Annotated in this window: 20 protein-coding genes; 15 read left to right on the top strand and 5 right to left on the bottom strand. The window is 44.2% G+C overall.

Annotated elements, in window-relative coordinates:
* The first annotated feature begins 11 nt into the window (after positions 1-11).
* Both GXP65_RS01330 and GXP65_RS01325 read left to right on the top strand, forming a co-directional pair.
* Positions 12-1,373 (top strand): GGDEF domain-containing protein, encoded by a 1,362-nt coding sequence (locus GXP65_RS01330; protein ID WP_162091793.1) that lies wholly within the window; start codon positions 12-14, stop codon positions 1,371-1,373.
* A 206-nt stretch (positions 1,374-1,579) separates the two neighbouring features.
* Positions 1,580-2,467, top strand: coding sequence for a LysR family transcriptional regulator (locus GXP65_RS01325; protein ID WP_162091792.1), 888 nt, complete (start codon positions 1,580-1,582; stop codon positions 2,465-2,467).
* 21 nt (positions 2,468-2,488) lie between these two features.
* Here GXP65_RS01325 and GXP65_RS01320 read toward each other — a convergent pair whose 3' ends face one another.
* Complete coding sequence (locus tag GXP65_RS01320) at positions 2,489-3,097, bottom strand: response regulator transcription factor (RefSeq protein WP_045372194.1); 609 nt, start codon at positions 3,095-3,097, stop codon at positions 2,489-2,491.
* A gap of 389 nt (positions 3,098-3,486) precedes the next feature.
* On the opposite strand from GXP65_RS01320, the gene GXP65_RS01315 reads away from it, so the two are divergent.
* Positions 3,487-4,209 carry a nitroreductase family protein gene (locus tag GXP65_RS01315; protein ID WP_162091791.1) on the top strand — a complete coding sequence of 241 codons (723 nt, stop codon included), beginning with the start codon at positions 3,487-3,489 and terminating at the stop codon, positions 4,207-4,209.
* 260 nt (positions 4,210-4,469) lie between these two features.
* Positions 4,470-5,450, top strand: a complete 981-nt coding sequence (locus GXP65_RS01310) for a chemotaxis protein (protein ID WP_005426925.1) — start codon at positions 4,470-4,472, stop codon at positions 5,448-5,450.
* Between the two features lie 48 nt (positions 5,451-5,498).
* Here the strand turns inward: GXP65_RS01310 and GXP65_RS01305 are convergent, their stop codons facing one another.
* Positions 5,499-6,032 (bottom strand): type II secretion system protein, encoded by a 534-nt coding sequence (locus GXP65_RS01305; protein WP_038891192.1) that lies wholly within the window; start codon positions 6,030-6,032, stop codon positions 5,499-5,501.
* Between the two features lie 354 nt (positions 6,033-6,386).
* Between GXP65_RS01305 and GXP65_RS01300 the strand changes: the two genes are divergently transcribed.
* The 5 genes from GXP65_RS01300 (at position 6,387) to GXP65_RS01280 (ending at position 10,021) form a co-directional block, all read left to right on the top strand.
* Positions 6,387-7,109: a sulfite exporter TauE/SafE family protein gene (locus tag GXP65_RS01300; protein WP_005426837.1), complete on the top strand. Its 723-nt coding sequence runs from the start codon at positions 6,387-6,389 to the stop codon at positions 7,107-7,109.
* Between the two features lie 82 nt (positions 7,110-7,191).
* A complete protein-coding gene (gene rarD, locus GXP65_RS01295) occupies positions 7,192-8,097 on the top strand; it encodes an EamA family transporter RarD (protein ID WP_045372190.1) in 906 nt (301 codons plus the stop codon).
* A gap of 105 nt (positions 8,098-8,202) precedes the next feature.
* A complete protein-coding gene (locus tag GXP65_RS01290; RefSeq protein WP_045372188.1) occupies positions 8,203-8,589 on the top strand; it encodes an MAPEG family protein in 387 nt (128 codons plus the stop codon).
* Positions 8,583-9,116, top strand: a complete 534-nt coding sequence (locus GXP65_RS01285; RefSeq protein WP_005426782.1) for a hypothetical protein — start codon at positions 8,583-8,585, stop codon at positions 9,114-9,116. The genes GXP65_RS01290 and GXP65_RS01285 overlap by 7 nt, the downstream gene beginning before the upstream one ends.
* Positions 9,117-9,481: 365 nt before the next feature.
* Positions 9,482-10,021, top strand: coding sequence for a phosphatase PAP2 family protein (locus tag GXP65_RS01280; RefSeq protein ID WP_045458879.1), 540 nt, complete (start codon positions 9,482-9,484; stop codon positions 10,019-10,021).
* Positions 10,022-10,094: 73 nt separating this feature from the next.
* Here GXP65_RS01280 and GXP65_RS01275 read toward each other — a convergent pair whose 3' ends face one another.
* Positions 10,095-11,459 carry an endonuclease/exonuclease/phosphatase family protein gene (locus GXP65_RS01275; RefSeq protein ID WP_162091790.1) on the bottom strand — a complete coding sequence of 455 codons (1,365 nt, stop codon included), beginning with the start codon at positions 11,457-11,459 and terminating at the stop codon, positions 10,095-10,097.
* Between the two features lie 350 nt (positions 11,460-11,809).
* On the opposite strand from GXP65_RS01275, the gene GXP65_RS01270 reads away from it, so the two are divergent.
* A complete protein-coding gene (locus tag GXP65_RS01270; protein ID WP_162091789.1) occupies positions 11,810-13,915 on the top strand; it encodes a M4 family metallopeptidase in 2,106 nt (701 codons plus the stop codon).
* A 164-nt stretch (positions 13,916-14,079) separates the two neighbouring features.
* Entirely contained in the window at positions 14,080-14,394 is a 315-nt protein-coding gene (locus GXP65_RS01265; protein ID WP_162091788.1) for a multidrug efflux SMR transporter, read from the top strand.
* Between the two features lie 89 nt (positions 14,395-14,483).
* Here the strand turns inward: GXP65_RS01265 and GXP65_RS01260 are convergent, their stop codons facing one another.
* The gene (locus tag GXP65_RS01260) at positions 14,484-15,383 is read right to left on the bottom strand and encodes a DMT family transporter (protein ID WP_162091787.1); all 900 of its coding nucleotides are present in this window, start codon (positions 15,381-15,383) and stop codon (positions 14,484-14,486) included.
* Positions 15,384-15,534: 151 nt separating this feature from the next.
* Between GXP65_RS01260 and GXP65_RS01255 the strand changes: the two genes are divergently transcribed.
* The 4 genes from GXP65_RS01255 to GXP65_RS01240 all read left to right on the top strand — a co-directional run bounded on the left by GXP65_RS01255 (position 15,535) and on the right by GXP65_RS01240 (position 18,578).
* Positions 15,535-15,987 carry an NUDIX domain-containing protein gene (locus GXP65_RS01255; RefSeq protein WP_005426958.1) on the top strand — a complete coding sequence of 151 codons (453 nt, stop codon included), beginning with the start codon at positions 15,535-15,537 and terminating at the stop codon, positions 15,985-15,987.
* Between the two features lie 13 nt (positions 15,988-16,000).
* Positions 16,001-16,561: a GNAT family protein gene (locus tag GXP65_RS01250; protein ID WP_005426946.1), complete on the top strand. Its 561-nt coding sequence runs from the start codon at positions 16,001-16,003 to the stop codon at positions 16,559-16,561.
* Positions 16,562-16,626: 65 nt separating this feature from the next.
* Positions 16,627-17,037 (top strand): GNAT family N-acetyltransferase, encoded by a 411-nt coding sequence (locus GXP65_RS01245; RefSeq protein ID WP_005426918.1) that lies wholly within the window; start codon positions 16,627-16,629, stop codon positions 17,035-17,037.
* Between the two features lie 128 nt (positions 17,038-17,165).
* Complete coding sequence (locus GXP65_RS01240) at positions 17,166-18,578, top strand: coniferyl aldehyde dehydrogenase (protein WP_162091786.1); 1,413 nt, start codon at positions 17,166-17,168, stop codon at positions 18,576-18,578.
* A gap of 124 nt (positions 18,579-18,702) precedes the next feature.
* Here the strand turns inward: GXP65_RS01240 and GXP65_RS01235 are convergent, their stop codons facing one another.
* The gene (locus GXP65_RS01235) at positions 18,703-21,420 is read right to left on the bottom strand and encodes an SO2930 family diheme c-type cytochrome (RefSeq protein WP_162091785.1); all 2,718 of its coding nucleotides are present in this window, start codon (positions 21,418-21,420) and stop codon (positions 18,703-18,705) included.
* Positions 21,421-21,449: the final 29 nt, after the last annotated feature.

Raw genomic sequence — 21,449 nt, 5'->3', positions numbered from 1 at the left:
CGAGGTCTTGGATGAACCTAAAAAACTTATACCAGTCAATCTTTGTTGCTTTGTTACTGTTTATTACTACCATTACACTTGTTGGTGGGCTAGTGATTTCTTACGAAGTTAAGCAGTTTGGTTTGTATACCAAGATGGCGTCTGAGATGAAGCAGAAAGTCATTATGTTAGGTCTTCTTACCGAAGAAAAACTTGCTGCTTATGCGGGAAAAAGTGTACAAGACGTAACCGATGGCACTGAATACAATTTCCCTGACGCGATTATTCCATTAGGGGATAGCAGCGAACTAGACTTTGTCGAGGCAATTGCGCGCAAAACGATACATCAGACAGAGCGTTTTACTTCGAGTGTTTACGATCAAAAGGAGGCTGTGCTCTATTTCCGATCATATACGAGTAACAAATTCATTTTTGAGCGCTCGATGCAAGGTCTAGCCAACATAAAAGACACGTTCAATGCAGAGTGGTGTAAAGAGAACGATGCATGTGCGAAGTTTGCTTGGCATGACCAGCTTACGGACAGAATTTTAATCTCTAACCCTTTTAAAACGCCGTATTCAGATACGGTGGCGTTAAGCATTGTTAGCCCGGTCTATCAGGATGGAAAGCTGGTTGGAGAGTTTGGGGAATTAGTACACCTAAACTCTCTTTATCAAGAAGGAAAGGCTGTTGATGTAGCGGTTAACAATGGCCAAAAACATATTTTATTATTTTTTCCTGGTTATCCGTGGCAGGAGCTTGCCTATAGCCAAACCTATGTGGCTGATAATAACAACCTGATGGTATACAACTACCCACTGAGCAAGGTCGTTATTGATTATGGTTTTTTATATCTCGTCTATCTTGTGGCCGCTTATGCTTATTTTTCTAAAGTTCATGAGACAAAACAGAAGGGGATAGAGCTCGCCAGTGCGATTTCTAACGCTACAAAAGATGAGTTGACGGGGTTATCAAACCGAAAAGTATTTCGAGAAGAAGTACTCAAGCGGAGGCTAAGGTCTGCTCCCTACTCGGTTATTGCTATTGACGGTGATAGATTAAAACGTATCAATGATAAATATGGACATCATGTGGGTGACGAAGTGTTAGTTATTGTCGCAAATGCAATGCGCAAGGTGTTTCGTTCGAGTGACTATTTAGTGAGGACTGGTGGTGATGAATTTATAGCAATACTGCCAGATTGCAACTTTGGTAATGCTAACGCTTTAGCCAAGAAACTACAGAATCTAGTACAAGATAACCCACTAAAAAAAATGGGTGTTGAAGCGAGTGTCAGCACAGGAATCGCTATTGCTGAAGAAAATGAGTCACTGCAAGATGTCATTATGCGTGCGGATGAAGAACTGTACGAAACCAAGCGTCAACGCGTCTAAACTGAGACAATGTCTTAAACCTGAAACTGCGAGTAAATGACTATATTGTCACTAATTGGCGGTGTAAGAGTCTGATAAACTTGACCAAAACGTGACTTTGGTCTTCTATAGTTAAGCAGCCTATGAAAAGGCTGCTTTCTTTGTATTTGGCCGAAAGTAATTATAAAAATATAACTTAGTCTTTGATTCTATTTGGTAACCACGCTGTGAATAAAGATCTCGACCTAAATCTCCTCAAAATTCTTGTGTTGCTGGAGCGTCATCGTCAACTTAAACCTGTCGCGAAAGCGTTGGGTAAAAGCGAAGCGTCTATAAGTAAGTATCTCACCCGTTTACGAACGCAATTAGAGGATGAACTGTTTATCCGACACGCTCATCACTTTGAGCCTACGCATTATCTAAAGAGGAAGCTGCCCGAAATTACGAATGCACTTGATCAGCTAGAAACCTGCTTGATTAGACGTGAGTTTGATCCTCTGTCTTATGACAGGAGCATCACCATCTGTTTGCCACAATCCGCGCAGCAATCCTTTGGCCACCTGCTGTTGGATGATCTGATGGAGTTGTTTCCTAATGCCCACGTCAATGTTGCAAGCAGTACGGATAGCACGATCGATGAAATCCTTGAAGATAAAGTCGACATGCAATTGCATTACTTTAATGAGGAATACCCAAAATCCATTCATCAGCAATTTATTGGTTACGCTCCTGCCGTCATCGTCGTGCCTGCCGATTTAGGTATTACTGAAGTAGAAAAAGCGTGTGAGCTTAAATTTATTCTACTTGAGTTGGCAGGCTGGAAGGACAGGGAACAAGTCACTAAACGAGCCCTTGAGCAGAGCGGTCTTAACATTGATCGAGTCGCTACTATCGGAAATATAACCAGCTTACTCAAGGTTATTAGAATGAGAGGGGCTGCGACGATTTTACTTGAGTATCAAAAACCAATTGATGGCTATAATTTTATTCCTGTACCTGAAACTTTCTATCCGCAGGGGCGCCCAAAAGTGGTGGTACAAATGAAGCAAACGCATCGCTACAACTCGATGCACCAGCTATTAACTGATGCTATCGCGAAATATGTGATTACTTAGTCGTGTTATTTCGAAGAGCGGCTAACAGCAAAGGCTTCCGCATTCTTCTTGAGGAAGTGTGTTCAGTAATTCGACCACTGACTCAGCATGATATTTCTTCAAGATACGAGTTTTGTAAGTACTGATGGTTTTAGCGCTCAATGACAGTTGCTCTGAGATCTTCTTATTCGAGTAACCTTGAGCGAGATAGTGAAATACCATCGCTTCACGATTCGATAAAGTGACGCTACCCGATGATTGGTTATGCGTCGCTTTAAACATAGAATACCCACGCGTCACGCTAACAATAGCATCCAAAATGGTTGCTTTCGCTTCGTTTTTATTCAAAAAGCCATGTGCACCCATTTCAAATGCCGCTTTAGACAAGCTCGAATAATCGCGAGAAGAAATAAACAAAATCTTACCTTGGTAACCCGTCGCTAATATATTTTTCGCTAGACGCATACCGTCTCGGTCACCCAGTACGACATCTAAAATAACCAAATCGACAGGTTGGTTACGAACGATATCCATCACTTCAGCGCTGTCTGTTGACTCTACGATGTTAACAGATTGGAAAGCGGTTTGAACAAGAGAAGCAAGCGCTTCACTATATAGCGGCTGGTCGTCGATAATAAGAACGTTATTCATATTTGTGCCTCACCTTATGTTTCAATTTACTTGCCGCTTCCTTTCAGCACTCTTTAATGGAGTCGGATTGTAGGAAAAATCTGTGGGTAATGGGTGAAAATGACAATTTCACTTTTTGAAATAGAGTGTCTTATTATTGAGAAAATGTTTCGTTAAAAATAATACAATCAATTAGATACGACGAGATAAAATCGATGCTTCTGATTCAGACAGTAATCAGGCGGGGGAAGAGTAGGTAAGCATGTTTATTTATCTTTTTATCCCAGTGTCACTTATTGGCGTAGCAACAACAAACAGTCTGACGTGGATTTAAGTTTGGCGTTGTATTTGCACTTGCAGCTTATCGATGAATCAGTAAAGATCACTTTTTTCCATATTTAGAGTTTGTTATGAGCCAATCTTCTTTCGAATCTATTGTCCATTTACGTCGTTCAGTTAGAAAATACGATGCGGATGCTGAATTTAACCACGACGATGTAGCAACGGCCCTAGAGTTGACGACTTTAAGCCCCAATAGCAGCAACATGCAGATGTGGGAATTTCATCGAGTTATCTCGGATGAGAAAAAAGCAAAGCTAGCAGAATACTGTATGGGACAAAATGCAGCCAAAACCGCGAATGAACTGGTGGTTTTTGTCGCAACGACCCACAACTGGGAAGAGCGCGCCAAGCGCAACGCAGAGACTGTGCGTCAAGCTTTTAAAGGCCGTGACGACGTTGCGGCCAAGCGCGCTCTAAAGTATTACGAAAAACTCATCCCAATGGTTTACAACAACGACATGTTTGGTGTCCGCGGTTTGCTGAGGAAGGCATATAGTTGGTGGTTAGGTAGAAACAAACCCATGGTGCGAGAAGTGAGTAAATCGGACGTACGTGTTTGTTTGCACAAGAGCGTTTCACTTGCTGCGATGACCTTTATGTACGCAATGCGCGAGAAAGGTTATGACACATGCCCGATGGAGGGCTTTGATTCAAAACGCGTAAAACAGCTACTCGGTTTAAGAGGCAGCGACCAGATCACAATGGTTGTTAGCTGTGGTGTTAGAACCGATGAGGGCGTATACGGAGAACGTCATCGTGTCGCGAATGAGTCAGTGATTAAAACGCACTAATTTATCGCTAAACTTTTTGTTCGAGCTGCCGCTAATAACTAGAACGCCTTTCCATATTGAACGTATGGCTGTGTTTTGTTCAAAAATGAGACGAAATTTCAGCATTTGATATAGAAGTGTGCAGTCAGCATCCTTTTGATTATTTACAAATTCTGTCTCAAAGACTACAAAAGGACTCTTGGAAATTTACGCCTGTGAAGTGATTCTCTGTGGCATTGCATCAAGCCACTTCTTGATGCGTATTTTGGATAATTGGGTTTATGAGTAACGTAACCAGTACTATTCTGACTGAAAGTGGTACCAATGAGCTTGAAATCATTGAGTTCCATTTAGAAAAACAATTGCCAGATGGCAGCACAAAAACATGTTATTACGGTATTAACGTCGCTAAAGTACGAGAAGTGATTCGCGTACCAGAGACTACTGATTATCCGAATGCACAACCTCATATGATCGGCGTATTCTCGTCGCGCGAAGTATTAACACCTCTGGTTGACCTTGCTGGTTGGTTAGGTGTTCCTACTCGCCGTGATCTTGAGCGTAAGTTCGTTATCGTTACCGATTTTAACAAGATGACAAATGGCTTCTTGATTGACAGTATTTCGCGTATCCACCGTATTTCTTGGAACGATGTGGAATCTCCAAGCCAATTCTTAGAGGCGGGTGAGCAAGATTGTGTTGTGGCTGTTGTTCGTAAAGATGGCAACCTGATCATGATTCTGGATTTCGAGAAAATCATTGCGGACATCAACCCAGAACTGAGTATGGAAAAATACGATGTGACTGGCGATAAATCAGTAGACTTGAACCAACGTATGGTAGGTAAGCGTAACGCAAAAACCATCATGGTGGTGGATGACTCTGCCTTTATTCGATCATTGATTCAAGATACATTGGCTTCCGCGGGTTATAACGTGATCACCTGTAAAGATGGTGGCGAAGCGTATGAAAAATTGATGAGCTTGATCGAAGTCGCGAAAGAAGAAAACTTGCCAGTTCGTGAATTGCTTGATGCCGTTGTAACCGACGTAGAAATGCCTCGTATGGATGGTATGCACTTAGTCAAACGACTGCGTGATACGCAAGAATATAACGAAATGCCTATCGTAATGTTTTCTTCATTAATGAGTGAAGATAACCGTGCGAAGGCGTTGTCCCTTGGTGCTAATGACACCATCACCAAGCCAGAGATTGGCCGCATGGTGAATATGATGGACAAGCACGTGTTTAATTTCGCATAAATTATCTCGAGATACTAAAAAGGCTGCCGAATTGGCAGCCTTTTTTTGTTACGGACAAGGAAGGATTTCAAGCTTGTAACTTTCGTTTTCTGATTGAGGTGGTCCATATAAAATACCGCATTGCGTTAGACTCGCTCTTGGGTCATCCGCTGCGGCAATCACCATTTCGCGGGTACTTGAACCTGATGGATGTCGGATTATTTTCCAATCTGAGTCCGAACCATCAATACCTTGCACTAGCAGAGGCAAGCTGTCATTGTCGGCGTCAGGGTAGCCATATAAAAATACGCAGTACTTCGAGCCATTTAGCTCACAACCATCGAAAGGCAGTGCCTGCATTGGTGTTTTATCGTGCGTGTTCTTGTTTGAAACATAGGCGAGGTGTTCTTGCCCGGTGGTTGCTAGTTTTGCATATCCAACTCCCAAGCCTGATGCGATTGCACCTTTCATACCTTCTAAACGAGCTTCACGAGCATCATCTTGAATGTTTAAAAAGCGTGGCGCGGCAGTAACGGCAAGGATGCCGAGAATTACGATAACAACAACAAGCTCAATTAAAGTAAAACCTGATTTTCTTTTCATAAACCATCTTTAAGTTAGGTTGATACGATAGTCTAATGTTCTTATATTTTTGTGGTGCGATAGACTACTTAAGCCCATAAGCGGTGAATTTTGATGGTGCATTCACTCTAAATGGAGATTGATTATAGTCTTATATTTTCCTTCTCGATACCATTCGTTTTATAAATGATGTGTTCAAGGAATACGCAGCTTTTGATGTGATAAAAATGGCCTCTAAGTGATCAGATTTTGAAACATTTTGATTGTGTTTTTTATGCGTTTGATGAATCCTACGCGGGGTGAGAGTTGGTCATTAATAATTTTTATATATTCAACTGATTCTCTAATAAATAATTAGAATGTAAGAACATATCGATGGATTTCGATTCAACTACTTTGCTTGCTATGGGCCTGATTTTCCTCGGCTCTTACGTACAAACTGCCATAGGTTTTGGCCTGGCTATTGTGTCTGCGCCATTATTGATTCTTTGGGCGCCGGAGTATGTGCCGGCACCAATCTGTCTTGTTGCGCTGTTTATATCTTTGATGAACGCAATGAAGCACCGCAGTAGCGTAGAAATCGGCGGTTTAAAAATGGCACTGATTGGTCGTGTGCCAGGTTCATTAGCGGGTGGGGCATTGCTGTTTTTTGTCTCTACAGAAGCACTGACACTTTGGATAGGATTCCTTGTGCTTTTTGCTGTGGCAGTAAGTGTACTTCCGTTTCGTATTGAGCCAACGCCTGGGCGTATGACGTTTGCTGGTTTCTTCTCTGGCTTATTTGGTACGAGCTCTGCCATTGGCGGTCCGCCGATGGCGTTATTGCTGCAACATCAAGAAGCGAATCAGTTACGTGGTAACCTTTCTGCCTTCTTTGTTTTCAGCTCTATTATCTCGCTAGTGGTGCAAATTCCAGTTGGTTTCTTCACTCTTCATCATTTGGTGATTACTTTGCCATTGCTGCCAGCAGGGGCGTTTGGCTACTGGCTGGCAATGAAAACAACGCAATCTTTACCAAAAGAAAAAATTCGCTTTGGTGCGCTGACACTCTGTTTTGTTAGCGGTATTACAGCAGTGATTCAAGGCTTAGCTTTGTAAAGGCGATCTTCGCTCTCAAATTCACTTTACAAAACGACTTTGCGCTATAGAATCGCGTCACTTTTTATATGTCGAGTTAGTTATGAACAACAGTCTTTACGGCAATTTAATGGCTGCATTGTCCTTTGTTATTTGGGGATTGTTGCCTATTTATTATCGCTTTCTGCCAAATGCATCGATGGATGAATTGTTGGCGTTACGCATCATTGGCTCGGTGCCAGTAGGGTTTATTTTAGTATTAGCGATGACGCGCCATATGCCGAAATGGTCTAAGGTTTGGCAAGATAAAAAGTCACTTTGGTATACGTTTGTCGCCAGTAGCCTTATGTGTATTTCTTGGGTTGCCTTTACATGGGCGCTGACCAACAACCGAGTGATTGACGCTAGCTTGGGTTTCTTCATCGGTCCTCTTATTTCTGTCGCGCTTGGTGTGTTTATCTTGGGTGATAAGCTATCCAAAGGGCAATTTATTGCGATTCTTTTAGCGACCATTGGCGTGTTGTATCAGGTTTTCCAGTACGGTCAATTACCGCTGGTGGCACTGACGATGGGTTTGTTCTTCTCTCTGTATGGTCTTTTTAAGAAGAAGATTAATTTTGATTGGAGTACAACGCTGTTTATTGAGGCGCTAGTGCTGACACCAATCGCGCTTGCCTATCTTATTGTTAAACAAGTAACGGTGGGAGAGTTGGCCTCTACGGTAGATATGACGACCTTCATGCTCTATTTAGGCAGTGCACCGGTGACGATTCTACCGCTGATTTTCTACTCGATTGCGATCCGAATTACAAACTTGTCTACAGTTGGACTTATGCAATACATTGAGCCAAGCCTACAGTTTGTGTTGGCTGTCGTGTTCTTTGGTGAGTTGTTCGACAGCGTAAAAGCGGTGACATTTGCCTTTATCTGGGTTGGTCTACTGTTTACGATTTTTGAGGGCGTGGCCAAGCTATCAAAACGAAGAAAGCTTGCTGACCACTCAATTTAACCCATTCCTTCTTTAGGTTCATAGGGCTAGCTTATATTTTAGATACAGTTAGCCCTTAATTTTCGGTAGTTGAATATTATCGTACTGTCTAAAGAAGGAAGTTCTATGATCACCGCTCTCTACGCATCCATTCTTGCATTACTGCTCATCTGGCTTGCTTTTCAAGTTATCAAACAGCGTCGCAGCAACAAAATCGCTTATGCCGATGGAGGTGTAGCTGCGCTTCAAATCGCGCGCAGTGCCCAAAGCAACGCAAGTGAATATATTCCGATTACCCTGATTCTCATGGCTTTAGTTGAATACAATGGCGCTTCTGTTATTTGGATTCATCTCACCGGCGTTTTGTTTGTTGTCGGACGCATTATTCATGCTCGTGGGATTTTAGGTGAAGACTTAAAAGGACGCGTGACCGGGATGAAATTGACCTTTTTTACTATGATTGGTTTAGTGGTGCTGAACTTAATCTACCTACCTTACGGTAATTTATGGTAAAAAATTCGACTTACTTGCCTCCTGCTTGGCTACTGGTTCTTATTGGGCTTGTTCTCAACATTGCTGCAATCATTCTAACCAGTGTGGTGTTAGACAAGCTGGGCAAAGAAACAGGGCTGCTTGCCGATCAAAAAGCCGACAACTTGTATTCGATTCAACTGGCTTGGAACAGCGTAGAAACGCTAGAGCGAAAGCGAGAGGTGTTGCTATTGCATTTACACCTGTCTCAAAGTGAAGCGGTTTCTGAGGAGATGAATCAAGTGCTACAAGGACACCTTTCTGCTTGGACGGGAGATAAAGTTAGCGCTATTGATATTACTCAACTGCCTAAGCTGATGTCCGAAATCAATCAAGCTCAAACTAACTATCGAGACCGCATTGACAGTTACTACCTTGAAAACCTTGAGGTAACTGAAGTCATGTCGAATCTAGATGAAAAGATCGCTTGGTATAAGAGCATCGGGCTGTTTCTTCAGGTCTTTGGCCTAGCGTTGATTTTAGCGCGAGACCTTGCGCGAAAACCCTAGAGGTAATGCAAATTACTTGCGATTTGCAAAGGATTGTTTGCAATATGCATCCGTATGGAAAATGCAAGGATTAATATTCGTACAATTTTATTGCAAGTGATTAAATATCAATCGATTTAAGTGCATCAAAAAGTTGGCATGCCTAATGCTTTAGTTGTAATGACCCTTTTAAGCCGAGGGTCACCTAGCCAACTGACGTTGTTAGTGAACCAAATTGTTCACACGTATATACAGCCAATCACAAACCTTGTGGTTGGCTTTTTTTTCACAATCAATTCACGTTTTAATTGTTACAGTTTCCAGTCGAATAATGCCGAGAGCTGTGATAGTTTTCGGGCGCATATGAACTCTAATTGGTTGTATTAATGAAGAAAGTTGTACGTTTAGTTGGTGTCGTCTCTATTTTTGGTGCTCATTCGGTACATGCGATGAGTGAAAAAGATTGGGACGTACTTACCGATATCGGTGCCTATGGCTTGGTTGCAACGGCGGCCGCGGTACCTGCATACAAAGGAGATTGGGAAGGCTTCTGGCAAGCAGGGTTTAGTATTGGCGCAGCATCGGGCATTGGTTTAATTGGTAAAATAACCATCGACGCAGAACGCCCGGATAAAAGTGGCAATGACAGTTTCCCTTCCAACCATACGGCTAACGCTTTTGCTTCGGCGACAAACCTTTATTTGCGATATGGCTGGGAAGCAGGCTTACCTGCATACGGTGTTGCTGCTTTAGTCGGCGTAGGGCGAGTAGAGGCGAAGAAGCACTACTGGCGTGACGTACTTGCTGGCGCTGCACTTGGCACCTTAAGCGCATATGTATTTACAGATGCATACGATGAAAATGTTCAGCTTGTACCTTGGGTGACGAGCGAAGATGTGGGTGTTTCACTAACATACCGTTGGTAGTGTTCACCCCAATAAACAAAAGCCTCGGCATATACCGAGGCTTTGTTGTATCTAAATGTAAGAGGCTCAGTACTTAAAACTGCGCTTTGATCCAAACCATGCGGTGGTCAGAAGACACATCTTTACCGTTACCGTACTTACCGATGCGGTCGTCGTTAAACAGTTTACGACCTTCTTCGTAAGATGCAGCCCAGTAAACACCAGAGCCCACAACGTTTAGGTTTGCTGATGGCATCGCATAGTCAACACCAAGGCCGAACGTAGACGTGATGCGGTTTGGAATTGGGTGAGTCGAGTTTTTATCTACCGCATGCTCGGCTGCACCATAGCTAGTAGGGTAAAGCTCACCATTCATCACATCTTGATTAACCAATGGATCGTTGTGAAAAGCTTGCATGATTTCACTGAAACCATCGCCATCCAGTGGATCAAGGTTTTGGTCACCCATCATCACAAACTTCGCACCTTCAGCTAAGCCACCTTTGTTGCCTGCATCATCGTAGAAGTATTCTTTACCTTGTACGTAGTGATGCCAAAACTCAACTTCAGCACCATTTTGTACTTTGTTTTTGCCTGGATCGAATACTGGCGGAGTAGGGTGAGACATCAACAGGTGAACCACTTCATCACCTTTCTCAGTAGGGATGATAATTGGTGCATCTACGTGGTTTTTAGAAGATAGACGAACGACATCCCACTCTTCAGCTGTGTACCATTCATCACCACACTGCATGCCCTCAGGAATGGTTTGTGAACCGTCACAGATCGTAATGGTTGGGATTTTTGCGCCTTCCATGTCTTTCCATTTAAACTCTTGGAAAGTGCGTGTGTTTTCTGTGTCAATTTCGTACTTAGACATTAATGCGAACGCGTATTGACCGTGGTAGAAACCAAAGCCCCAAGCATCACCCGGTAGCTGACCTGCAGTACCGTTGTTGTCTAGATCAAGGCCGCTGTTTAGGCCTGTGTTTGTTGAGTAAGACTCGGTGTAAGGATACTCGATTGGCTCTAGGTTTGCTTCACCACCTGCACCTTCAAGGCTTTGTGCTACAGATAGGTAGTTTTTCTGGAAACCTTCCAGCGCCACCTTATCTTCACCTGTACCGTCGTTGTTGTATTCCGCCATCATAAGAACATCTGGACGGTTTTTCTGAATGATTGCTGCAACGTTACGGATTTGAATGACTTTTTCAGCCATTGTTTTGTCTGCATCCGCGATGCTGCCGTCAAGGTAAGCGGTGACAAGCTCAGTTTGCTTGGCTGGTTCAACTTGCATTTCTGCAACGAGATCTTCAAAAGTACTGCGATCAAAAGAGAGGTTATAAGTGGCGATCTTTACTTCTTTAGGTTGAACATCTACGTATTCAGTGTCGTCGTTACAGCCAGTCAGTAGTGCAGCGCCGATTAGGAGAGCAAGAGGGGTTTTGATGTATTTCATTAGTATGCAATACCTTATAATTGGGTTCGCGCAAATACTAAAGTTATCAGTAAGTTTTGTAAGCGATCTGTGTCACACAAACGATTGCGTAGTTACACATATGCGCAGGTTTTGTGTGATTTATGCAATAAATGCATCATTTTCAACACCAGAAGGTTATATTCAAACTGTTAAATATCTCTTGCTGATTGGTTTCATTTGCATGAAATCATTGGGTGGATTTATTGAAACCGCCGACTAGACTCTTTATTGATAACTATTTCAATAAGCGTCGAGTAAGTTTAGTTATTCTTAGGCGTTGAACTCTGTCAGATTGGCGTTGCTAAGTGAGCAAGACAGGGGATCAAATAATGGAAACCGCAACACCTCAAAGCTACAGAGTCATCACGACAGCTGTGCTTCTCTCTGCAATATGCTTTTCATCTTTTTCTTTTGCAGCAAAGCCTGAAAGGTTAGAAAATAATCATGGTTATCTTGTATCTCTAGAGAAGCGTAATCAGTCTTCAACCCAAAATGTCGGTAAGGCTTTGGGGCTTCAAAAAGAGAACAAAGTGGAGAAAATTCAATCCAACCAAGGCAAAAATGGCAACCTACATACACGCTACCAGCAAACGTATAAAGGTATTCCGGTATGGGGGAAACAGATTGTTGTCCACCGAGATCAGAATGGCAAAATAAAGCGAATCAACGGGACATTGGTTAAAGATATTGCCGATGATATTTCTAATGTGTCGCCATCGCTTAAAGCGGGCGAAGCGAAAAGCAAAGTCCAAAAGCAATTTGTCATAGACGGCTATCAAATTGAAGACCAAAAGCAGGCGTTAACCATCTACGTCGATAACGACAATGTTGCGCACTTAGCTTATGAGGTTCGTTTTTTTGCGGACTCGGAAAGCGCACACAAGCCAACACGACCGACCTTTCTAGTCGACGCGCACACGGGTAAGGTTTTGCATCAGTATGAGGGATTAGCCCATGCTAGTGCTAATGGTCCAGGGGGGAACCTCAAAATCGGCGAGTACCAATACGGTGTGGATTATGAAGCGTTAAATGTTCAGCAATCTGGTAGCACATGTATTATGGATATCGATGGTGTGGTCAAAACGGTCAACTTAAATGGCCGCACATCGGGTAGTACCCACACGTTTACTTGCCCAACCAACACTGTAAAAGAAATCAACGGTGCATACAGCCCTCTTAATGATGCTCATTATTTCGGTAAAGTTGTGTACGACATGTATTTAGATTGGTTGGGGATTGCTCCGCTGACTTTCCAGTTAGAGATGCGCGTCCACTACAGAAAACGCTATGAGAACGCCTTTTGGAATGGCTCCAGCATGACCTTTGGTGATGGCGATACCTATTTTTATCCGTTGGTGAGTTTGGATGTTTCCGCCCATGAGGTCAGTCATGGCTTTACGGAACAAAACTCGAACCTTATTTATTCTGAGCAATCGGGTGGTATCAACGAAGCGTTCTCAGATATTGCTGGTGAAGCCGCTGAGTTTTATTCAAGAGGCAGCAATGATTGGAAAGTCGGTTATGACATTCGCAAATCCGCTAACGGCGCGTTGCGATACATGGACAATCCGCCTCTAGATGGACGTTCAATCGGTCATGCTTCCGACTATGTCAGTGGTATGGATGTGCATTACTCGAGTGGGGTGTTTAACAAGGCGTTTTATTTACTTGCAACCGAATATGGTTGGGGGACACAAAAAGCCTTTGTGACTTTTGCTTACGCAAACCAGAATTATTGGACGCCTGATGCGACTTATGATTCAGCTGCTGCTGGTGTATTGGCTGCTGCACAAGCGTTAGGTTATTCCGGTACGGACATTACTAATGCATTCGCACAAGTTGGGGTCTCTACAAGCGGCGGTGTTGTTGAACCACCAGTGACATCTTGTGATATCACGGTACTGGCAAATGGTGTAGGGTCGTCGGTTGACTCTGCTTCGACAGGTCAATGGCGTTGTTTCACCATTGATGTGCCAACTGGATCAACAGAATTAAATGTCGTGACCTCGGGCAGTGATGGCGATGCCGATTTATACGTGAAGCTAGGCAGCGCGCCTTCAGAAACCGATTATGATTGTCGTTCTTATAGTAGTAATAGTAACGAGAGCTGTACCTTAGCATCACCAAGCGCAGGTACGTGGCATATCGGTGTCTATGCTTATGCTGCGTACAATAATCTCTCTGTTACGGCGACTTATGTTGAGGATGAAGCGCCACCACCTCCGCCAGAAACAGACATTACAACCAGCTCCACAAACAATGGTAAGACATGGACAGCTCAAATCTCTGGTTCTGGATTGCTTGGTGGTTCTTGGTCTCTTGGCGGTGTATGTAACTCAGATACTGAGTGTGCATTGAGTGGGATTCCGAAGAAAACCAGCTCCGTTAACTTTACCCTGAGTGACGGGCGAGTCTTTACAATACTGAAACCGTAAGTTTTTCTCTTGACTTAATTAGGCTCTGGCACCGTTCAGAGCCTTTTATTTTCTGTATTTTTTGTATTTCGTCTTTTGGTTATAATGCGCGCTCACAAGAAGTGAGGACGACCTCACCGCTCTTATCACTATCGGGGACGACCCCAATCATTTGGAATCTCTCAATGGCTTGGGCAATTCTTTTTCTTGCTGGTCTATGCGAAGTCGCATGGGCGGTCGGGCTCAAATACACGGAAGGTTTTAGTAAGCTTGCACCATCAGCATTCACTATTGGGTTTATGGGGTTAAGCTTTTGGTTACTGGGTATCGCGCTTAGAACGTTACCGCTAGGCGTTGCTTATGGGGTTTGGGTGGGTATTGGCGCGATAGGTACCGCAATTGCCAGTATCTATTTATTTAATGAACCGGCCACACTAATTAAGCTAATCAGTTTACTGCTCATTGTTGCGGGTATCGCGGGTTTGAAGTTAGCAGCTTAGCGTTACAAATACAGCCAAAAGAAAAGCCAGAGTGATGCTCTGGCTTTATTGTTTTTCGATCAAACGAAACGTAAGTAGAAGGGTGATTGTTATCGTTTTATAAACGGCAGCTTGAGATGCTGACCAAATACGTTGATCAGCGCGCCTGTTACGATTAATGCGCCACCTAAGTATGTCCACGCCGAAGGTAGTTCACCAAAGAAGACGATGCCCAAAACGACAGAGAAAATGATTTGTACATAAGAGTAGGCTGATGCTTTTCCTGCTTCTTGGGTTTGCATTGCTTTCGTAAGGCCTAGTTGTCCTATTTGCGTAAAGACGCCGACCAAAACGAGCATCATGGTTAGATACAAATCTGGCATGACGAATTGCTCCCCAATTAAAAGAATCGATGCAGGCAATGCCACTAAAGGAAAGTAAAAGATGATGACGGAGCTGTCTTCGGTCTGGCTTAGCTTGCGCACGATTACATAGGCGATAGAGCTACCAAACGCACCTAAGATAGCGATCATCACACTGAACATTGGTAAGGCATGCTCCGCATCTGGACCGGTTTCTGGCCTCACCATGACGTATACCCCAAGTAAACACAAGGCGATACAAATAAACGTCGAAGACTGGATACGTTCTTTCAGGAAGAAAACGGCAAGTAAGGCTGTAAATACGGGGTGGATGTACTGAAAAATGGTCGCTTCCGCGAGAGGTAGCGTTGTAACGGAATAGTACACACACATCAAAGCCATGGTTCCAACAGCACCGCGAGCAAAGAGCAAGGGCTTATTATTACCCCAAACAGAAATGCCTTTACGTTTTACATCGAGATAGCTGATCACAAGCGAAACCAGTGCCCTTGCTGCTACGATTTCAAATACAGGAATGCCGTGTAAGCTAACGTGCTTTACGGTGGCAGACATCAGTGCAAAACCAAAAGCGGACAGCACCATAAAGCGCACGCCAATCGGAATCATTGAGTTGAGAGAGTTAGGCATCTTACCTGCTCGTTTATTGCGGGGGATCGCACTTTAGCACACTAAACTGCTAAAAAGATCAGCACCTTGTGATTAAGGCTCCGAATCTTCTTGAACCAAGGTAGACTGTGTCGTTCAGATATAAAAACAATAAATACATAAGGAGAAAGGGATGATTCCTATTCAAGCAACGCATGTGTCTGGTGTGGTGATTTCCGAATTCGACGGCATAAAGAAAATGCTGTTGTTAGAGCGAGTCAAAGGTGGCTATTGGTGTCATGTCGCTGGTGGTGTGGAAGAGGGCGAAACTGGCTGGCAAACCATCGTACGAGAGCTTAAGGAAGAAACACAAATCGAAGATGTAGAGCTTCATAGCGCAGATTTTCTAGAGCAGTTTTATGAGGCACACAAGAATCGAATCATGGTCATTCCTTGTTTTGTTTTGTTCTGTAAGCCGAATCAAACGGTAACGCTAAATCATGAGCACACCGATTACCGCTGGTGCACGTTGGAAGAAGCAAAACAGCTCGCGCCATTTGCCAATCAACACCACCTGTACGAGCATGTATGGAAGAACTACGTAGAAAGTGAACTCACGCCATTCACTTTGATTCAGCAAAGTTAACTACGGAATCACTATGTACCAAGGTTATGAACAACATCAGGCACTGCAAATTTCAGAGCGTATTTCCATTGAACCTTTGCTGACTAAGCATGCCGCCATCTTACTCTCGGCGGTTAATGAGAGTCGGGAGAGTTTATCTCAATATCTACCTTGGACAGATTGGGTCACGAACCGCAGGGAAGCAGTTGCGTATATTTCCCAGCGAATTAATTCAAATGCACTTGATGCCTATTGGTTCGCGTTAAACTTAAATCAAGAGTTCGTGGGAGTGCTTGGCATTAAAGGTGTCGAGACACAAAGCAAAGTGACTGAGATTGGATATTGGTTGGCAGAGAAAGGGCGTGGTCATCAAATTATCGATCTGGTCTTGATGACGTTAGTGCCACTGATTCAAGAGAGAGGCAATGCTAACGTTATCCAGTTCCATTGTATGGAAGACAACATACCAAGCATCAAAATTGCAGAACGTGCTGGTGCGATATTAAAGGAATACGTTGAACATGATTTTGAAACCCTAGATTCTTCTCAACGACTGGGTATTTATGAGCTGGATCTGGCTACAATAAGTAATTGAAAATAGTAGCTTAAAATTCGTTGCGGCGATATAAAGGGATAAGTGAGCTGGAAAGGAAAAGAGCAATGGAAATAAGCATTAATACCATTACTTGGCAAGATGCGATGCCAATTCGCCATCAAGTACTATGGGCAAATAAACCCATCGAACATTGCCAAGTAGAAGGCGACGAGGAAGCAGAACATTTTGGCGCATTCGTCGACAACGTATTGGTGGGGGTGGCGTCGATATACCGAGATGACAATCAAGCTCGATTGCGCAAGTTTGCTGTCTTGCCTGAGTATCAAGGGCAGGGCATTGGTTCGTCCATGATTCGATGTGTGTTAGAAAGCTTTAAGTTTTCACCTGTTGAGTATTTCTGGTGCGATGCGAGAGAATCAGCACTAGCGTTTTACGAAAGGTTTGGGATGCAAGTTGAAGGTGAGCGCTTCTACAAATCTGACGTTCCTTATTACAAAATGAAGCTTGCGCTTTAACCAGAGCAAATCTGAGTTTGAACTCTAACTTCCTTATTGCGTTAATAGTCAGAATGTTGCCCTTGTGTTAACTTTGAATCGTACATAAGTGCGACATTGCCCTTGATTGGGTGCACAAGGAGAACATCATGAATGCGATCGTCGACGTTGAAGTTGGTCAACTGCTGCAACAAAAATTGGATAAGCTCAAAGCCGCATACAATGCCGAACCTTATCCAGCCTTCGAGGTAAGAAAGCAAAAGCTTAACCTTCTTAAGCAGATTATTTTGAACAATCAGCAAGCGCTAGTGGAAGCCTTAAGTGCCGACTTTGGTTACCGCTCTGAATTTGATACGGCAATGACGGATGTATTGCCGACGGTTGCCCAAATCAATTACACCCTAAAACGCCTCAATAAATGGTGTAAGCCAAGTCGTCGTCATGCAGGTTTGTTGCTTGCTCCTTCAAAAGTCACCGTTGAATACCAACCGGTTGGCGTAGTAGGCATCATCTCTCCTTGGAACTTCCCAGTCATTCTCAGTTTATCGCCATTAGTGACTGCGCTTGCTGCTGGTAACCGAGTGATGATAAAACTCAGCGAATTCACCCCGATGACCAACAAAGTGATTTCTGAGATTTGCCGAGCGTTACCTGAAGATGTTGAAGTCGTAGAAGGCGAAGCGGAAGTTGCACAAGCGTTCAGCAAGTTGCCATTTGATCATCTTCTGTTTACCGGCTCAACCAATGTTGGTCGCGCGGTTGCTCGTGCTGCTGCTGAAAACTTAACCCCAATTACGTTGGAGCTCGGTGGTAAATCTCCAGTCATCGTGGCGGATGACGCTAACTTGAGTAAAGCGGTTGATGCGATACTGTTTGGTAAATGCATCAATGCCGGACAAATCTGTGTTGCGCCAGATTATGCCTTTGTACCCGAGGGAAGAATCAACGAGTTTGTCGCACTGTTTCTACAACGTTTTGAAGCGCTGTACCTCAAAGGCCAAAACGACCAAGGCTTTACTCATATCATCAATCAACGTCAGCACGACCGCTTAAAGGCAGTATTGGAAGATGCCAAAGTCAAGGGCGCAGAAATACACACCGTGTCCGAGACGAGCGCAGAAGGCCGACTATTATATCCGCACCTAGTGACCAATGTTTCGGAAGAGATGGTCATTATGCAAGAAGAGATTTTTGGTCCTCTTATGCCAATCAAGCCTTACCGTGATATCCAAGAGGTCATCAGTTACATCAATCAGAATCAACGCCCACTTGCGCTGTACATCATGTCAGAAGATAAGAGTGTTATTGAGCGTATTACCCGTAATACCCACAGTGGCGGGGTTGGGGTGAATGACACCATCTTGCACGTCGGCGCGGAAGACGCGCCATTTGGTGGTATTGGTGAATCTGGTATCGGTCACTACCATGGCGAAGAAGGCTTTAGAACTTTTAGTCACGCCAAAACCATTCTAAGTACACCAACGTGGTTACCGCGTGTAGGAATGTTGATGGAGCGTCGTGGCATGGCAATAAAAGCATTACAAAAGTTCTTTATGCGTTAACACTACTGACATTGGAATACCCAAGAATAAGAAAACCGCCCAGTGAGGCGGTTTTTGTTTGTTGTTAACACGTAAAAATGAAGTGTGTAATGGCTACCTAAACATCTGGTAGCCATTGATGGTATTACTCTACACAGTTCCAGCCTGTGGTATCAATCGAGTTAATCCAATCGGCAATTAACTGAACACCTTCATCGTGAACAACGTGTCTACCTAGTTCTGGCATCATATTTCCGTTGTCGACATTGATGCGGTAGTGCAGCACAGAGTTTTCTGGGTCACCCGGTACAATCACATATGGAGATGGACCTTTGTGGAAGGTGATTCCACGAGCACAAATGCCCATTTCACTGATCCCTTCACGCCAGTATTCAAACTTGAACGGGTTGCTCGCCGCCTTGCCTTCGGTACGGTGACAGTGCGCACAGTTCACATCAAGGTACGCTTTGGCGTAATCCAGTAGCTCAGTACCCGTTAGATTACTTGCTCCCGCTTCGGTATCAAAGACAGGGGTCTTAGGTAGGTTCTCTGGCGTATCTGGTAAAGCTTCTGTAAATAGCCCCAGCGTTTCCCAATGTACAAGTTGGTTGACTGGCGAGCCATCAGAGACATCCTGAACACTGTTTAGGTTACGTGCTTTAGGACCAATCGGAGAGAAACCCTTTGGTTGTGTGTTACCAGTAGGATCGGAGACATCAGATTCTACTTTGTGACACAAGGTACACTCATTTCGGCTTGGTACTTCATAAGTGAAGTTCAGTGTTTCGCCGTTATGTTCTACGCTGCGCTCAAAGGGTACTGATACCGCAGTCAGGTAAGCGTCGGTTTTGTCTTCGTTCCATACGTAAGGCAGGGCAATCCAACCGCTGTCACGACGAATCAATAGGCGAGTCTCAATGAGCTCTTCGTTTTCACCACGGGCATTCTCAGTGCTCGAAGGCAGCGCAAAGGTTTTAATCAATACGGTACCTACTGGGAAGTCGAACACCTCTTGCTCACGATAGCTTGCAGAGGCTTCGTTTGGCATCACTACAAAGCGGTATTTGCGTGTATAGTCAGTAAAGAGTTCAACGTTCATCTCATACAGAGTACCTTTCGCAGATGCCGCTAAGTTGAGGTTTTGTGTTGGATCTTTCGCGTCTTCAAACAGATTGTATTGCGACAAGCTCACACAGTTTTCACCGTATGTCGCGCTTTCACGTGTAATCGCATCCCAGTTAATACCCGCCACGTCGTCTAGGGTACAGCTTGCGTTGCCAACGATACCGTTTGGTGTATCTGGATTATCAGGATCTGTCGCTCCGTCTTCGGTTTGATTGTAACCATACACAACGCCATTAATTGTGACGGTATTGATGTCTAATGGCGTCTTAGAATCACAACCAGCAGTAAGCAGCGTTGTTTGTTCGTTCTCATATAAGAAATCTGCATTGGCTGGGTTTTCCGCATAACGGCCAATCGCGGTTGGGTCCATGTTATCAACCAATACACCAACACTTGCGCCATTGTTCACTAAGCAGTTGCTGTCTGCATCGGTAAACTCGGTAAGGTAATTCCAGTTGGTTGTTCCTGTCATACCGTTGAGCGCATCACGCAATGGTGCAAACATTTGTGAACGAATCAGTGACTCACCAGCGCCATCATAAAACAGAGCAGGGAAGGCTTGATGATTTAACGTGTACGCTAAAATCATATCTTCAATCAGAGAACCATTTGGATTGGCGCCCGTGTTGGTTATGGTGTTGTCGTGGAAATACATGTTGGTCGGAACAGGGTTCCAGCCCTGCATAACGGCATTGCCCTCAGATGTCCCATTGAGTGGGCTGTAAGCGTTGGGATCGCCGTTCACCAACAAGTAACTCGTCATCGCAAGTGCCATTGAGTCGTGGTTAGTAATCGTGTTGTTGAAGAACTCACTATTACGTCCGGACAAAATGACGACGCCAGTACCAGGAGGGACGATGCCTACTACGCCACAGCCGCCTAGTCCATTTTGACAGGTGGTATCGACGTAGTTCTCTAAATTGTTGTCACGAATGACGTTATCAAAGATGCGTACATCATCAATTAAGCGACCAATAGTGGTCGCGCCCGGTAGGTCAAATAGCAGCACTCCGCCTGTGTTTCCCAGAGCTAAGTTGTTGTAGACATCCACATTCGAACTGTTTTCTATCTCGATACCGGCGATGTTCTTTTCCGCTACGTTGTCACGGATAACCGCACCGATGGTTTGACCCACATAGATACCCGCATCAGCACTGCCGTAACTCCATGTATCTTCAATCAAGACGTTTTGAGATTTTACTGGATAGATGCCGTAAGTACCGCGTAGGTTGCCATCTTCGTCACGTGCACGAGGCACTTCGAGCCAAACCGCCGCGACGTCACGAATAATGATGCCTTCAACTCCGTCGGCTTTAAGACCGTTCTTAGAAGCTTCCGCAATTTGGAGATCGGATACGGTGATGTTCGAACCACCACTGATGGCAATACCGTCTTTGCCATCCACGCTACTGAAGTCGAGGTAGGTTTGGTCGATACCAGCACCACGTAACACGAGGTTATTCTTCGAATCGACCGTCAATTGATTGTTCATTTTGAAACAACCAGCGGGCAGTGTTACCACGCTGTTGTCTTCGGCAAGTTCGACCAGGTTTTCAATCGCGGTGACTTGTTCCGCGCTCGCCCATTCCTGACCGTTGCCACATAATTCTGGTGTACCGTATTCAGATAATTCATAACCGCTAGAGGTTTGCGGTTCGTCATAATCGTCACTGTTACAACCCATCAAAAGACTCGAACTGATGAGTGCAGCGACAACCGTTTTGTTTATTCCGTGCATGATTTGCTTCCCTGTAATTAGTGTTATTG

Origin of the sequence: Vibrio sp. LB10LO1 (assembly GCF_010092875.1) — a bacterium.
In the GTDB taxonomy this organism is placed as follows: Bacteria; Pseudomonadota; Gammaproteobacteria; order Enterobacterales; family Vibrionaceae; genus Vibrio; species Vibrio campbellii.
This window is presented reverse-complemented; position numbering and strand designations above follow the sequence as displayed.

Coding starts and splice junctions, on each gene's coding strand:
- GXP65_RS01265 (WP_162091788.1), top strand. CDS start 14,080: ATGGCTTGGGCAATTCTTTTTCTTGCTGGTCTATGCGAAGTCGCATGG.
- rarD (WP_045372190.1), top strand. CDS start 7,192: ATGAACAACAGTCTTTACGGCAATTTAATGGCTGCATTGTCCTTTGTT.
- GXP65_RS01255 (WP_005426958.1), top strand. CDS start 15,535: ATGATTCCTATTCAAGCAACGCATGTGTCTGGTGTGGTGATTTCCGAA.
- GXP65_RS01270 (WP_162091789.1), top strand. CDS start 11,810: ATGGAAACCGCAACACCTCAAAGCTACAGAGTCATCACGACAGCTGTG.
- GXP65_RS01280 (WP_045458879.1), top strand. CDS start 9,482: ATGAAGAAAGTTGTACGTTTAGTTGGTGTCGTCTCTATTTTTGGTGCT.
- GXP65_RS01315 (WP_162091791.1), top strand. CDS start 3,487: ATGAGCCAATCTTCTTTCGAATCTATTGTCCATTTACGTCGTTCAGTT.
- GXP65_RS01245 (WP_005426918.1), top strand. CDS start 16,627: ATGGAAATAAGCATTAATACCATTACTTGGCAAGATGCGATGCCAATT.
- GXP65_RS01320 (WP_045372194.1), bottom strand. CDS start 3,097: ATGAATAACGTTCTTATTATCGACGACCAGCCGCTATATAGTGAAGCG.
- GXP65_RS01250 (WP_005426946.1), top strand. CDS start 16,001: ATGTACCAAGGTTATGAACAACATCAGGCACTGCAAATTTCAGAGCGT.
- GXP65_RS01310 (WP_005426925.1), top strand. CDS start 4,470: ATGAGTAACGTAACCAGTACTATTCTGACTGAAAGTGGTACCAATGAG.
- GXP65_RS01330 (WP_162091793.1), top strand. CDS start 12: ATGAACCTAAAAAACTTATACCAGTCAATCTTTGTTGCTTTGTTACTG.
- GXP65_RS01285 (WP_005426782.1), top strand. CDS start 8,583: ATGGTAAAAAATTCGACTTACTTGCCTCCTGCTTGGCTACTGGTTCTT.
- GXP65_RS01235 (WP_162091785.1), bottom strand. CDS start 21,420: ATGCACGGAATAAACAAAACGGTTGTCGCTGCACTCATCAGTTCGAGT.
- GXP65_RS01240 (WP_162091786.1), top strand. CDS start 17,166: ATGAATGCGATCGTCGACGTTGAAGTTGGTCAACTGCTGCAACAAAAA.
- GXP65_RS01300 (WP_005426837.1), top strand. CDS start 6,387: ATGGATTTCGATTCAACTACTTTGCTTGCTATGGGCCTGATTTTCCTC.
- GXP65_RS01260 (WP_162091787.1), bottom strand. CDS start 15,383: ATGCCTAACTCTCTCAACTCAATGATTCCGATTGGCGTGCGCTTTATG.
- GXP65_RS01275 (WP_162091790.1), bottom strand. CDS start 11,459: ATGAAATACATCAAAACCCCTCTTGCTCTCCTAATCGGCGCTGCACTA.
- GXP65_RS01305 (WP_038891192.1), bottom strand. CDS start 6,032: ATGAAAAGAAAATCAGGTTTTACTTTAATTGAGCTTGTTGTTGTTATC.
- GXP65_RS01290 (WP_045372188.1), top strand. CDS start 8,203: ATGATCACCGCTCTCTACGCATCCATTCTTGCATTACTGCTCATCTGG.